Consider the following 12,882-nt stretch of genomic DNA (forward strand, 5'->3'; position numbering starts at 1 on the left):
ATTTTCGATAACAAACACTTCACAAACTGGGGTTAAACGCCGTAGGCTTTTTTTCAACCGGTTCATCCTCCAGTTATCCACAGGGTAATCCCATGGGTCTTTCAGACACTATTCCGGGCGAGCGCAAAGGGGTGCCAATGCCGCAAAAATCTGATGACGAGTTCCATCTTCACCTGGTTTCTGATTCAACCGGTGAAACGCTTGAGGCCATTGTTCAGGCTGCGCTGGTGCAGTTTGAAGGGGTGAATGTTAAAAAACACTATTGGCCGCTTGTGCGCTCAGCCATGCAGATGAGCCGTTTGATGGAGGATATCCGCGAAGAGCCGGGGCTTATCATGTATACGCTCGTGAATGTGCCGATCCGCGAAGCGCTCGAGCGGGAAGCTATGGAAGCAAGCTTGCCTGTTTTGTCGATCCTCGACCCTGTTATCAATCTGCTTGGGTCCTACTTCGGCGTGCAGGCGTCGCACAAACCGGGCCGCCAGCATAAGCTTGATGCGCACTATTTTGAGCGTATCGACGCGCTTCAGTTCACCATGGCGCATGATGATGGCCAGCTCACACAGGATATGCCGCAGGCGGATATCATCCTTGTGGGGGTTTCCCGCTCATCCAAAACACCCACCAGTATCTATCTGGCGAACAAGGGATATAAAACCATCAATGTTCCTTTTGTTCCCGGTTGCCCCATGCCGCGAGAACTAGATGAAATAAAAGGGAAATTTGTGATCGGGTTAACCACAAGCGCAGAGCGGTTGGTGGCTATCCGCACCAACCGCCTGCGGTCTATCAACCAGGATGAAGAGGGTGATTACACAGATATCTCCCACATTCAGGAAGAGATCAAAGAGTGCCGCAAATATTGTACGCAGCGTGGTTGGCCCACCATTGATGTAACCCGCCGGTCGATCGAGGAAACGGCGGCCGCGATCCTCAACCGCTATAACCAGTGGTTGGATAAAGAGATCGATGCCCAGAACGGCAAGGGCTGAACCTATGCCGGAGTTGATCCTCGCCTCTGGAAGCGAAACCCGCATTAAGATGCTTTTGGGTGCTGGTGTGGCATTCAAAAGCATCAAACCCGCTGTGGATGAAGATGCCATCAAGCAGGCGCTTTTGGCAGAAGGTGCCAAACCACGGGATATCGCCGATGCGCTCGCGGATATGAAAGCGCGCTCGGTCTCATATATGCATCCTGGCGCCCTTGTGCTTGGCTCTGACCAGGTCATCTCGAAAGATAACGTATTATTCTCGAAAGCCCGTAGCCGTGTGGAGGCGAAAGAAACACTGCTTGCCCTTTCTGGTGGCACGCATGAACTTGTGTCCGCCGCTGTGATCTATGAAGGCGGCGAAGCGATATGGCGAGCGCTCGACAGCGTGAAGCTGACCATGCGCGCCCTATCTGACGAGTTTATAGAAAGTTATCTCGACACCATAGGGGACGCCGCACTGTGGTCCGCCGGGGCTTATCAGCTTGAAGGTTTGGGCGCGCAGCTTTTCACGCGTGTGGACGGTGACTTTTTCACCGTGCTTGGCCTGCCGCTTTTGCCTGTGCTTGATTATTTGCGCCGGAGAGAGGTGCTTGCCGTATGACGACCCAAAAAAAAGCAGCGGTGATTGGTTGGCCGCTTACCCACACCCTTTCGCCTGTTATCCATAACCACTGGATGACAAACCATGGGGTGGAAGGTGTTTATGAGAAAATACCGGTCGCGCCCGACGCACTTGAAAGCACGGTCCATGGGTTGAAGGCTGAGGGATATGTGGGCTTTAACGTCACGGTGCCGCACAAGGAAGCTATTATTCCATACCTGGATAAAATAGCGCCGCTTGCGCGCCTGATGGGGGCGGTGAATACGGTGAAGATTGATGAAAACGGTATGACCACCGGGTTCAACACAGACGGTATTGGCCTTGTGGCGAACCTGCAGAAATCTGTGGCGTCATGGCCGAAGGACAAACCCGCGCTTGTGCTCGGGGCGGGCGGTGCAGCGCGCGCGGCAGCACTCGGCCTTCTAAACGAAGACCTGCCTTTTGTGATGATTTCAAACCGCACGCGGGCGAAGGCGGAAGCCGTGGCGGCGGAGGTAGGCCGTGGCCGCATGGTGGTCAGCGACTGGGACAACAGGCACGAAGCGGCAAGCTCCGCCGGGCTTATTGTCAACACCACGGTCCTTGGCATGCATGGCAACCCGCCTCTGGATGTGGACTTATCCAAAGCCGGTAAAGACACGGTTGTATATGACATTGTGTACCAGCCGCTTATCACGCCCCTGCTTGAACATGCGGCAGAGCACGGGCTGCGCACGGTCACGGGTCTTGGTATGTTGGTCTATCAGGCCGCAGCCGCGTTTAAAATCTGGTTTGATGTCATGCCGGAGTATGACGAAGGGCTGAAGGACAGGCTGGAGGCGGTGTTCAGATGAAGATCATTGGGCTCACGGGCTCCATCGGTATGGGCAAGTCAGAAACCGCGAAGATGTTTCGCGCGCTTGGGGTGCCGGTGTTTGATGCGGACGCTACAGTGCATGCGCTGCAAGCCAAAGGGGGCCGCGCTATCCCGCATATAGAGGCTGCCTTCCCCGGTGTGATTACAGATGGCATGCTTGACCGTACCAGGCTGGGTGAGATTGTATTCTCAGACGATGCCGCGCGGAAAAAGCTTGAGGCCATCATCCACCCAATGGTGGCAGAAGAACGCGCGAGCTTTTTTGAAGACGCGGAAAAACAGGGCGCGAAATTTGTTGTGCTTGATGTGCCGCTCCTTTTTGAAACGGGGGGAGATAAGGCTTGCGACAAGGTGGTTGTGGTGTCTGCGCCTGCGGCTGTGCAGCGCGCACGCGTGCTTGCCCGCCCCGGTATGACAGAGGCAAAGTTTGACGATATCCTCGCCAGACAAACGCCGGATAAAGTGAAGCGCGAAGGCGCCGATTATGTGATAGATACCAGCAAGGGCCTTGATCATGCGCGTGAGGCCGTGGGTAAAATAGTATTGGAACTGGAGAGTTGGGCATGAGTGTACGGGAGCTGATTTTTGATACGGAAACCACAGGCTTTGACCCCCTGAACGGTGACCGGCTTATTGAAATTGGCCTTGTTGAGATGGTGGACAGGAACCTTACCGGCCGTCACTACCATCAATATGTAAACCCGGAACGCGAGGTGCCGGAAGCGGCGGTGAAGGTGCATGGCCTCACAACCGATTTTCTGCGCGACAAGCCCGTTTTCTCAGACATCATGGACGAGTTTCTCGAATTTATAGGCGAAGATACCAAACTGGTGGCCCATAATGCCGATTTTGATATGCGCTTCATCAACTGGGAGCTTGAGAACGCTGGACGACCCGTGGTTCACGTGAAACGCTTTGTTGATACGCTGGCGATCGCGCGGAACAAGTTTCCCGGCGCAGCCAACTCCCTTGATGCGCTCTGTAAAAGATTTGGCGTCACCAATACCCACCGGACACTTCACGGCGCGCTTCTTGATGCCGAGATTTTGGCGGAAGTTTATATCGAGCTTCTGGGCGGCAGGCAGGCAGGCCTTGATCTGGCTGTTGATGACGATGGCGGCGTATCAAGGCGGGAGAAAAAAGTGCGGGAGAAACGCAGCTTCCCGGTAAGCGAGGAAGAACGCGCCATTCATGCCGCTTTTGTTGCCAAGCTCGAAAACCCGGTCTGGAACGGCTAAAATCATTTCTGGCCCGACGTTCATAGATTGACCGAAGCCATTTCGGGCTTACTTCATGAAAAGCAAATCAACTCACGCGAGGAAAGGGACCGCGGATGTTCAGTCATGTGATGTTGGGGGCAAATGATGTTGCCGAATCCAAAAAGTTTTATGATGCCTTGATGGAAGTACTCGGCCACCGGCCCGGGTTGATGGACGAAAAAGGCCGTTGTTTTTACTATGAAAAAACCGGCGTGTTTGCGCTCTCGAAACCGATCGATGGTGAACCTGCCTGTAATGGCAACGGCAGCACACTTGGCTTCGCTGCAGCAAACCCTGAGATGGTGGATGCGTGGCATGCTGCGGGTCTGGCCCATGGCGGTAAAGCGATTGAAGACCCACCGGGCATTCGTGAAGGCAGTGGCAAGAAAATGTATCTTGCTTATCTGCGTGACCCTAGCGGCAACAAAATCTGTGCGCTGCACCTGATGAAATAAACGCTTATAATTTAAGAGTTTAGAGAAGGCTGTGCCAGTTTGGGCGCAGCCTTTTTTCTTAGTTGATCAGGGTGAAGAAGCGCCCGAGCGGGATGCCAAGCGGGCAGGTGATTTCCTTGCCTTGGTCGCAGTCATAAAGGCTGAAGGTGGTGATATCGGCACGGCCCACAAGATAGGCGTGTTTCACAAAACCCATATTACCAAGCTCGCGGCTGTCGGCGGAGCCATCCCGGTTATCACCCATCATAAAATAATGCCCCTGCGGCACCACATAAAGCGAGGTGTTATCGTAGGGTGCGCGGTCGGTGCGCTCATAAATGCGGTGCTTTACGCCGCCAGGCAGGGTTTCTTCATATTCCTTCACCCGGCGCTCATGGCCGTTATAGTCCGTATAGTTCACATCGCGGATGAATGTGCGTTGTACCAGATCACCATTGATGTAAAGGCGACCGCCTTTCATCTGGATGGTGTCACCGGGCAGGCCGATCACACGTTTGATGAAATCATTGTGGTTGCGGTGCGGCAGAGTGAAAACGGCAACGTCCCCGCGCTCCGGCGCGTCATCAAACAGGCGGCCTTCGGGAATAAAGTCTGGGTCGAAATTGAAGGAGAAGCGGTTGTAACCATAAGAAAGTTTGGAAACAAAAATGCGGTCCCCAACCTCAAGGGTAGGTTCCATACTGCCGCTCGGGATGTGGAAGCTCCCCCAGCCGAAGGTGGTGAAAACCAGATAAAAAAGGACGATAACCCCAAGGTCTTTCAGAAGCACAGCGGCTTCATTCTTGGCAGGTTTCTTGGCTTCACCAGCCAATTCCTTGGTGTCTTCTGTCATTGGTTTCCCGCCCTTTGCCGTCGGCATTATTGTTTGTTTTTGTGATCTAGATCCGGTGGCGAGTTTAGCCAGAAGGCTTCCGTTTTCAATCTTTGTTTCGCTTATCATCGGATCATATTCCTTCATTCAAGCATCAACGCCGTATGCTTAAAAGACTTTTAACGCGTGAAAAACTTACAAAATTTATCGCAAACTACCCTTGCGGCCCTATGCCAGCGACCCTATATAGGCGCTGAAAGACGCTGAAAGCCGGACGTTTTGGCCTGACGCGATTGAACAAAAAACATGAACCCAAAGAGGCTGCGAAACGGGTGCCATATGGGCCCAAGCAGTCGGCTTGACGAAGGGAAAAGGTAATATGGGTAAAGTAATCGGTATCGATTTGGGTACGACAAACTCCTGCGTATCCATCATGGACGGGTCCAAACCAAAAGTTATTGAAAACTCAGAAGGCGCGCGCACCACGCCGTCTATCGTGGGTTTCACTGACAGTGGCGAACGCCTTGTTGGGCAGGCTGCAAAGCGCCAGGCCGTAACAAACGCTACAGACACTCTTTTTGCCATCAAGCGCCTGATCGGCCGCACATTTGATGACCCGACCACGCAAAAAGACAAAGGCATGGTGCCTTATAACATCGTGAAAGCCGATAACGGCGACGCATGGGTTGAAGCCAAGGGTGAGAAATACTCCCCAAGCCAGGTTTCCGCGATGATCCTTCAGAAGATGAAGGAAACCGCTGAAAGCTATCTCGGCGAAGATGTTGACCAGGCTGTGATCACGGTTCCCGCTTACTTCAACGATGCCCAGCGTCAGGCAACCAAAGATGCCGGTAAAATCGCGGGCCTTGAAGTTCTGCGGATCATCAACGAGCCAACCGCGGCAGCCCTTGCTTATGGCCTTGAAAAAGAAGAAGGCCACACGATTGCCGTGTTTGACCTTGGCGGTGGTACGTTTGACGTATCCGTCCTTGAGATCGGTGACGGTGTATTTGAAGTGAAATCCACAAACGGGGATACCTTCCTCGGTGGTGAAGACTTCGACATGCGCCTCGTTGATTATCTGGCGGAAGAGTTCAAGAAAGAAAACGGTATCGACCTCAAGGGCGACCGTATGGCTCTGCAGCGTCTGAAAGAAGCAGCAGAGAAAGCCAAGATCGAGCTTTCCTCTTCAACGCAGACCGAAGTGAACCTGCCGTTTATCACCGCTGACGCTTCCGGGCCTAAGCACCTTCAGCTTAAGCTGACGCGGGCGAAGCTCGAAAGCCTCGTTGAAGATCTGGTGAAGCGTACTCTTGAGCCCTGTAAAAAAGCGCTCAAGGATGCAGGCCTTTCTGCTGGCGAGATCGACGACGTTGTTCTCGTTGGTGGTCAGACCCGTATGCCGAAAATTCAGGAAGTGGTGAAAGAGTTCTTTGGCCGCGAGCCCCACAAGGGTGTGAACCCTGATGAAGTTGTGGCCATGGGTGCTGCCATTCAGGCTGGCGTGCTGCAAGGTGACGTGAAAGACGTTCTGCTTCTTGACGTAACACCACTGTCACTGGGTATCGAAACGCTTGGTGGTGTGTTCACACGCCTGATTGAGCGCAACACCACAATCCCGACCAAGAAAGCACAGGTCTTCTCAACAGCGGAAGACAATCAGGGTGCGGTAACCATCCGTGTCTTCCAGGGTGAGCGTGAAATGGCGGCGGATAACAAGCTCCTTGGTCAGTTTGACCTTGTGGGTATCCCACCGGCCCCGCGCGGTGTGCCGCAGATTGAAGTGGCCTTTGATATTGACGCGAACGGTATCGTGAACGTGTCCGCCAAAGACAAGGGCACCGGTAAAGAACAGCAGATCCGCATTCAGGCATCTGGTGGTCTTTCCGACGCGGATATCGAACAGATGGTCAAGGACGCGGAAGCAAATGCCGACGCGGACAAGAAGCGCAAGGAACTGGTTGAAGCCAAAAACCAGGCTGAAGCCCTGATCCACTCAGCTGAGAAAAACCTTGAGGAGCACAAAGACAAGGTAACCGACACAGACAAAGGCGCGATTGAAGCCGCTGTGACGGAACTGAAGTCCGCGCTTGAAGGTGATGACGTTGACGAGATCAAGCAGAAAACCGAAGCGCTTGCACAGGCAACCATGAAACTTGGTGAGCAGATCTATAAAGCTGGCCAGGAAGAAGGCGCATCTGACGCAGAGCAGGCTGACGCTGCAGCAAAAGCTGCAGAAGAAAGCGGTGATGACGTTGTGGATGTGGACTTTGAAGAAGTCGACGAAAACGACAAGAAATAAGATGGCTGCCTGACGCCATACCAATTTGGGCGCCGCCTCCCACATACCAGTGGCGGGCGGCGTACCATTTTAAGCCAGACGGCATGTTTGGTTTTGGTATAGCGGGGCAAAAAGCGCGGGGAGCCGCTTATGTCGAAACAAGATTATTATGAGCTTTTGGGTGTCGGCAAAGATGCCGATGAAGCGGCGCTGAAAAAAGCGTTCCGCAAACAGGCGATGCAATATCACCCGGATAAAAACCCGGGCGATGCTGAAGCCGAGAAGAAGTTCAAGGAAATCGGCGAGGCCTATGATGTCCTCAAAGATCCTGAAAAGCGTGCTGCTTATGACCGGTATGGCCACGCAGCGTTCGAGCATGGCATGGGCGGCGGTGGTCGTGGTGGCCACGGCGGCGCAGGCTTTGATTTCTCTGACGTATTTGAAGAATTTTTCGGTGATTTCATGGGCGGTGGCGGTGGCCGCAGGCGTCGTGGTGGCGGTGCCGCTGCGGGGCGAGGCAATGACCTTCGCTTCAACATGGAAATCAACCTTGAAGATGCCTACCGGGGCAAGACGGACCAGATCAGGGTACCAACATCGGTGCCGTGTGAACCGTGTGGCGGTTCCGGCGCTGAGCCGGGCTCAAAACCAGAGGTGTGTGACACCTGCGGCGGTGCCGGCAAGGTTCGGGCAAGCCAGGGCTTTTTCATGGTTGAGCGCACCTGCCCCAAATGTCACGGCAACGGCAGTGTGATAACCAACCCATGCCGCACCTGTTCTGGTGCCGGGCGGGTTCGTAAAGAAAAAACGCTTCAGGTTAAAATCCCGCAAGGGGTTGAAGAAGGCACGCGTATTCGTCTTGCCGGTGAAGGGGAAGCCGGGTCACGCGGGGCACCGCCTGGTGACCTCTATATCTTCCTGTCTATTCGTCCGCACCCGCTCTTCAAGCGGGACGGTGATATGCTCTATTGTCAGGTACCGATCCCCATGTCTACCGCCACGCTTGGTGGTGACATTGAGGTGCCGACCATTGAAGGCAAGCGCGCGCGTATCAAGGTGCCGGACGGCACGCAAAGCGGTCGCCAGTTTCGGCTTCGCGGGAAAGGTATGCCAGAGCTAAACGGTGGTTTCACAGGTGACATGATCATCGAAACCGTGGTGGAAACGCCGACCAACCTATCCAAACGCCAGCGTGAGTTGATGGAAGAGTTCGCAGCCGAAGGCGGCGATAGTGTTTCCCCGCGTTCGGAAGGGTTTTTCTCCAAGGTTAAAGACCTGTGGGATGACCTGACGGAATAGGGTTAGCCACAGTAGACAATCTTAAAGCCGCCTTCACCGGGCGGCTTTTTTGTTTTGGCAGGGCACCAAAAGGCTATCGCTGATAAGTCATTGGCTTAGGCATGACAAAAAGGTGATTTCATCAGGCTTCTTCAATATGGGGGTGATCGTCTAGTCTTTTATTGGGGACTGGTATTGGGGGTTGGTCCGCAACAGGTTTGGGGAGGAAACAGATGATCACATTCCGCAAGGTTTTTGGCGCGCTTTTCGCGGTCATGATGGCTTTGGTCTCAACAGGTCTGGCTCAGGCGGGCCCTATAGACGACGCCGATAAAACCGAGGTGATGATTGAGGCGGGGGACGTTACTCTGGGCGCAACGCTATATCGTCCCGCTGGCATAAGCGGTCCCTTGCCTGCGATTGTGACGGCGCATGGTTCCGCTCCTTCGACCCGGGACGGCGTGGGTTTTTACACCCACCACGCCCTGAAGATGGGGTTTGCGGTACTTTCTTTTGATAAGCGCGGTACTGGCAAATCGAGCGGTACATATGTGCCATTTTCTGTGGAGACCAGCGACAAGGTATTCCGGGGTCTGGCATCGGATGTGGAATTTGCTGTGCGCTGGATCGCTGCACAGCCGGATATCGACACCAGCCGCATCGGCCTTTTTGGTGGTAGTCAGGCGGGGTGGATCATGCCGCTCGCCGCCTCGCATGAGCCTCTTGTGTCGTTCATTATTATCGGGGAGGGCGTGCCGCTTACCGCTTATGAGGAAGATTTCCACGGCGATATTACGGGTGAGGGTGAATGGCTGGGAGATAAGATAAACGAGGCGGATCAGGCCCTGCGGGCCATGACGCTACCCGAGGACCCAGGTTTTGACCCGGCGCCGGTTCTCAAAGCGTTGGAGCTGCCAACCTTGTGGATATTTGGTCTACGTGACGCGGTGATCCCGATCGCACCCTCCATCGCCCGGCTGGAAGAGCTGATCAAAAGCGGAAAAACAAATAACGAGCTACATGTCTTTGCTTTTGGTGACCATAACTTCAGGAATGTGGCGACAGGTGAACGTTATGACGTTGGGGCGGTAGCAGCAGAATGGCTCAAAAGCAAAGGTGTTTTGCGCTAGGCAGTCTCGCTAACCGATATAGCCGGTCAACAGGATGGAGATTTCCTCAATCAGCGCATCGGCCACTGCTTCATCATCTTCCTCAATGGCCTGATCGATCAATACAGACAGGGTGGTGACGGCGGTGAGCATCATCACATCGTGCCGGTTCGCTGGTAACGTGACGCCTGCTATCTCAAGTGTCTTGATAACCAACTGCCCGAGGCTGCTTTCCGGGCCCGGTGTCACGTCCCACAGGGATCGCTGGCTGTTGGCCCAGCGGGTGAGCGGACGAAAGGTTTTATGGGCACGCGCGGCTTGCCAGAAAGCGCGGATCAGTTGTTCATGGGTGTCCTTGAACCCAAGCCCCGGCTTTATGGTGGTGAGCGCTGCCACAACTTCATTTTCCACCTCACCGTACGCGGTGTCATAGAGCGTGGAGATCACGTCGTTCTTATCTTCGAAATACTGGTAAATCGATCCAACCGGGATACCAGCAGTTTGGGCGATCGACGTTGTGGTTACAGCCAATGGGCCGCCCTCCAGCAACAGGGTTTCTGCCGCAGACAATATCTTGTCGCGGCGTTCAATTGCCCGTGCCTGGGTTGGCAGTTTTTTGGGTGTTCTAGGTTTCACGAAAGCTCCAACAACCGGGGTAACAGGATATTCTTAGCTTCAAAACACATCATAGTACAATGATGAGAAAATGAAAGAATTTCACTTTTCCTTTGACGAAGCCAAAACATGAGCGCATGATCAAGGCTGAAATTAATGGATTCCATTGATATGTGGGCAATGGTTTTCAGGGCGAATGCCTAAGGGGGAAGCAATGAAGAGACTTATTATCGCATTTTATGTGCTGGTTTTTGGCGCGGCTGGCGCGCCGGCATTCTCGCAAGAGGTTATTGAAATTGAACCCGGTGAAGGGGTTCAGGAAGCCTTGCAGGAAGCCCTTATCATGGCGGCACCCGGCAGCGTGATTGAGCTGAAAGCCGGGTTTTATGAACTGACGAACGCGCTTTCCCTTGATGTGCCCAATGTAACCATTCGCGGTGCGGGCATGGATGAAACCATCCTTTCCTTCAAGAATCAGATCAGTGGCTCAGAAGGGCTTCTCATCACCGCTGACGGTGCCCGTGTTGAGGCGCTCGCGGTTGAGGATACACCGGGTGACGGTATCAAAGCCAAAGGCGTGGACCAGATATCATTTATTGGCGTGCGCGTTGAATGGACCCGGGGCCCACACCCTGAAAATGGCGCCTATGGTCTTTATCCGGTCGAATCCAAAAACGTTCTGATCGATGGGTCTGTGGTTAAAGGCTGCTCTGATGCGGGCATTTATGTTGGCCAAAGCCAAGATATCATCGTGCGCAACAGCCGCGCGGAACTCAATGTAGCGGGTATCGAGATCGAGAACAGCTACCGCGCAGATGTGTATAACAATGTGGCGACCCATAACACAGGCGGCATTCTTGTGTTTGACCTGCCGAACCTGCCGCAAATGGGCGGTCATTCTGTGCGCGTGTTTGGCAACACGGTTGTCGCGAACGATACACCAAACTTTGCCCCGCCCGGTAACATCATTGCAACCGTACCCATGGGCACAGGCATTATGGTGATGGCGAACCGCGATATTGAAATTTTTGACAATGAGCTTAGCGACAACGCCTCAACCAATATCCTCTTGGCGGCTTACCCACGTGAATATAACGACCCAACCTATAACCCGCTGCCGCGTGCCATTTATGTACATGACAACAAACACGGCCGTGCGGGCTATGCGCCTGACGGTGCGGTGAAAGACCTGATCGCGCCGCTGACCGGTATGCCAGTGCCGCAAATTGTGTGGGATGGTGCTGTGGACGGTATCTGGGCGGCTTTCTTTGGCCCCGATGATGATCAGGCGATCTATATCCGCGAGGCTGAGGGCACAACGTTCGCGAACCTGCAGTTCGTGAAAGACATGGTGCTGCCATGGGGTGCATCGCCCGACACCAATATCAAAAATTATGATGGCTCCTTCCCCTCCCGTGAGCCAATCAGCCTGCCGCAGGACCAGTAAGCGGCCTTTAGTAAAACCAAAGGAGATAAGGAGAACTGCCATTGTTCAGATGTGTTTTGAGTAAGCTTGTTGTGGGCCTTTGTATGCTTGGTTTTGTTGCCACACCGGCAGGTGCGGAGGTCAATGATGCTGCGCTGATGAGCGCGCGGCCCGCTAAACTATTATCTGAATATGGCTTGTTTTCTGATGCCGCGCATCAGGCACCGGCAGAGGGGGTGTTACCCTACGACCTCGTCACCCCCCTGTTTACGGACTATGCGCACAAGTACCGTTTCGTTTATGTGCCAAAGGGCCAGAAAGCATCCTATGACGATCGGGAAGTGATGGCTTTCCCTGTTGGAACCACACTGGTTAAAACATTTGCTTACCCCGCGGACTTTCGCGAGCCCGGGAAGAATGTACGCATTATCGAGACGCGCCTTCTGATCCATCAGGAAAAAGGCTGGAACGCCTGGGCTTATGTTTGGGATGAAGCGCTTCAGGACGGTGTTCTCAAGGTGGCGGGAAAAACGCTTCCTGTCTCCTGGGTGGACCTCGGAGGCGAGACCCGTCAAACCAGCTACGTGGTGCCGAATAAAAACCAGTGCAAAGGCTGCCATACCTTCAACAAAGAATTCACACCCATCGGCCCCAAGGCGCGGAACCTCAATAAAACCTATCCGTATGCAAGCGGTGCCGCCAACCAGTTGGCGCATTGGGTTGAAGCAGGCATTCTTGAGGGGGCACCCACGCCAGAGCGCGCGCCAAAGGTACCGGCGATGGATGATGAAAGCGCCGACCTTGACGCCCGCGCTCGCGCTTACCTTGATATCAATTGCGCGCACTGCCACAGGCTTGAAGGCCCGGCGTCAACCTCCGGCCTTTTCCTTACCTGGGATGAAGACAACAAAACCACATGGGGATACAAGAAGCGCCCGGTGGCGGCGGGGCGCGGCTCGGGCGGGCTTGATTATGACATCATGCCGGGCAAGCCCGAGCAGTCGATCCTTATTCACAGGCTTCAGTCCACAGACCCTGGCGTGATGATGCCGGAAGTGGGCCGCACCACGGTGCATGAAGAAGGCATTAACCTATTGAAAGAATGGATTAACAGTATCGAGTGACAGTTGCGTTGTGACATTTGAGGCGGTAGCCGCCCGTCACCCTATTGGGCGATGGGTTATCTGCCGTTTGGGGTC

At 54.1% G+C, this 12,882-nt stretch carries 13 protein-coding genes; 11 read left to right on the forward strand and 2 right to left on the reverse strand.

Annotated features, from left to right (window positions below):
* Positions 1–137 precede the first annotated feature (137 nt).
* The 6 genes from ACN0XZ_RS03650 to ACN0XZ_RS03675 all read left to right on the forward strand — a co-directional run bounded on the left by ACN0XZ_RS03650 (position 138) and on the right by ACN0XZ_RS03675 (position 4,163).
* Positions 138–992 (forward strand): pyruvate, water dikinase regulatory protein, encoded by an 855-nt coding sequence (locus ACN0XZ_RS03650; protein ID WP_417456647.1) that lies wholly within the window; start codon positions 138–140, stop codon positions 990–992.
* Between the two features lie 4 nt (positions 993–996).
* Complete coding sequence (locus tag ACN0XZ_RS03655) at positions 997–1,593, forward strand: Maf family protein (protein WP_417456353.1); 597 nt, start codon at positions 997–999, stop codon at positions 1,591–1,593.
* Positions 1,590–2,426 carry a shikimate dehydrogenase gene (locus ACN0XZ_RS03660; protein WP_417456354.1) on the forward strand — a complete coding sequence of 279 codons (837 nt, stop codon included), beginning with the start codon at positions 1,590–1,592 and terminating at the stop codon, positions 2,424–2,426. Before ACN0XZ_RS03655 ends, ACN0XZ_RS03660 begins: the two co-directional genes overlap by 4 nt.
* The gene (coaE, locus tag ACN0XZ_RS03665; protein WP_417456355.1) at positions 2,423–3,016 is read left to right on the forward strand and encodes a dephospho-CoA kinase; all 594 of its coding nucleotides are present in this window, start codon (positions 2,423–2,425) and stop codon (positions 3,014–3,016) included. Before ACN0XZ_RS03660 ends, coaE begins: the two co-directional genes overlap by 4 nt.
* Entirely contained in the window at positions 3,013–3,687 is a 675-nt protein-coding gene (gene dnaQ / locus ACN0XZ_RS03670) for a DNA polymerase III subunit epsilon (protein ID WP_417456356.1), read from the forward strand. The genes coaE and dnaQ overlap by 4 nt, the downstream gene beginning before the upstream one ends.
* Positions 3,688–3,782: 95 nt before the next feature.
* Positions 3,783–4,163: a VOC family protein gene (locus ACN0XZ_RS03675; RefSeq protein ID WP_417456357.1), complete on the forward strand. Its 381-nt coding sequence runs from the start codon at positions 3,783–3,785 to the stop codon at positions 4,161–4,163.
* A gap of 58 nt (positions 4,164–4,221) precedes the next feature.
* Here the strand turns inward: ACN0XZ_RS03675 and lepB are convergent, their stop codons facing one another.
* The gene (gene lepB, locus ACN0XZ_RS03680) at positions 4,222–4,995 is read right to left on the reverse strand and encodes a signal peptidase I (protein ID WP_417456358.1); all 774 of its coding nucleotides are present in this window, start codon (positions 4,993–4,995) and stop codon (positions 4,222–4,224) included.
* Positions 4,996–5,353: 358 nt separating this feature from the next.
* Here lepB and dnaK point away from each other — a divergent pair, with 358 nt between their 5' ends.
* The 3 genes from dnaK (at position 5,354) to ACN0XZ_RS03695 (ending at position 9,663) form a co-directional block, all read left to right on the forward strand.
* A complete protein-coding gene (dnaK, locus tag ACN0XZ_RS03685; protein WP_417456359.1) occupies positions 5,354–7,276 on the forward strand; it encodes a molecular chaperone DnaK in 1,923 nt (640 codons plus the stop codon).
* A 129-nt stretch (positions 7,277–7,405) separates the two neighbouring features.
* Positions 7,406–8,554, forward strand: a complete 1,149-nt coding sequence (gene dnaJ / locus ACN0XZ_RS03690; RefSeq protein ID WP_417456360.1) for a molecular chaperone DnaJ — start codon at positions 7,406–7,408, stop codon at positions 8,552–8,554.
* Positions 8,555–8,766: 212 nt separating this feature from the next.
* Positions 8,767–9,663 carry an alpha/beta hydrolase family protein gene (locus ACN0XZ_RS03695; RefSeq protein WP_417456361.1) on the forward strand — a complete coding sequence of 299 codons (897 nt, stop codon included), beginning with the start codon at positions 8,767–8,769 and terminating at the stop codon, positions 9,661–9,663.
* Positions 9,664–9,672: 9 nt separating this feature from the next.
* Here the strand turns inward: ACN0XZ_RS03695 and ACN0XZ_RS03700 are convergent, their stop codons facing one another.
* Positions 9,673–10,278, reverse strand: coding sequence for a TetR family transcriptional regulator (locus ACN0XZ_RS03700; protein ID WP_417456362.1), 606 nt, complete (start codon positions 10,276–10,278; stop codon positions 9,673–9,675).
* Positions 10,279–10,471: 193 nt separating this feature from the next.
* Between ACN0XZ_RS03700 and ACN0XZ_RS03705 the strand changes: the two genes are divergently transcribed.
* Together ACN0XZ_RS03705 and ACN0XZ_RS03710 are read left to right on the forward strand one after the other, a co-directional pair.
* Entirely contained in the window at positions 10,472–11,704 is a 1,233-nt protein-coding gene (locus tag ACN0XZ_RS03705; protein WP_417456363.1) for a parallel beta-helix domain-containing protein, read from the forward strand.
* Between the two features lie 83 nt (positions 11,705–11,787).
* A complete protein-coding gene (locus tag ACN0XZ_RS03710; RefSeq protein ID WP_417456364.1) occupies positions 11,788–12,807 on the forward strand; it encodes an SO2930 family diheme c-type cytochrome in 1,020 nt (339 codons plus the stop codon).
* Positions 12,808–12,882 lie beyond the last annotated feature (75 nt).

Source organism: Kordiimonas sp. (assembly GCF_048264555.1).
Classification (GTDB): domain Bacteria; phylum Pseudomonadota; class Alphaproteobacteria; order Sphingomonadales; family Kordiimonadaceae; genus Kordiimonas.

Coding starts and splice junctions, on each gene's coding strand:
- ACN0XZ_RS03650 (WP_417456647.1), top strand. CDS start 138: ATGCCGCAAAAATCTGATGACGAGTTCCATCTTCACCTGGTTTCTGAT.
- ACN0XZ_RS03655 (WP_417456353.1), top strand. CDS start 997: ATGCCGGAGTTGATCCTCGCCTCTGGAAGCGAAACCCGCATTAAGATG.
- ACN0XZ_RS03660 (WP_417456354.1), top strand. CDS start 1,590: ATGACGACCCAAAAAAAAGCAGCGGTGATTGGTTGGCCGCTTACCCAC.
- coaE (WP_417456355.1), top strand. CDS start 2,423: ATGAAGATCATTGGGCTCACGGGCTCCATCGGTATGGGCAAGTCAGAA.
- dnaQ (WP_417456356.1), top strand. CDS start 3,013: ATGAGTGTACGGGAGCTGATTTTTGATACGGAAACCACAGGCTTTGAC.
- ACN0XZ_RS03675 (WP_417456357.1), top strand. CDS start 3,783: ATGTTCAGTCATGTGATGTTGGGGGCAAATGATGTTGCCGAATCCAAA.
- lepB (WP_417456358.1), bottom strand. CDS start 4,995: ATGACAGAAGACACCAAGGAATTGGCTGGTGAAGCCAAGAAACCTGCC.
- dnaK (WP_417456359.1), top strand. CDS start 5,354: ATGGGTAAAGTAATCGGTATCGATTTGGGTACGACAAACTCCTGCGTA.
- dnaJ (WP_417456360.1), top strand. CDS start 7,406: ATGTCGAAACAAGATTATTATGAGCTTTTGGGTGTCGGCAAAGATGCC.
- ACN0XZ_RS03695 (WP_417456361.1), top strand. CDS start 8,767: ATGATCACATTCCGCAAGGTTTTTGGCGCGCTTTTCGCGGTCATGATG.
- ACN0XZ_RS03705 (WP_417456363.1), top strand. CDS start 10,472: ATGAAGAGACTTATTATCGCATTTTATGTGCTGGTTTTTGGCGCGGCT.
- ACN0XZ_RS03710 (WP_417456364.1), top strand. CDS start 11,788: ATGCTTGGTTTTGTTGCCACACCGGCAGGTGCGGAGGTCAATGATGCT.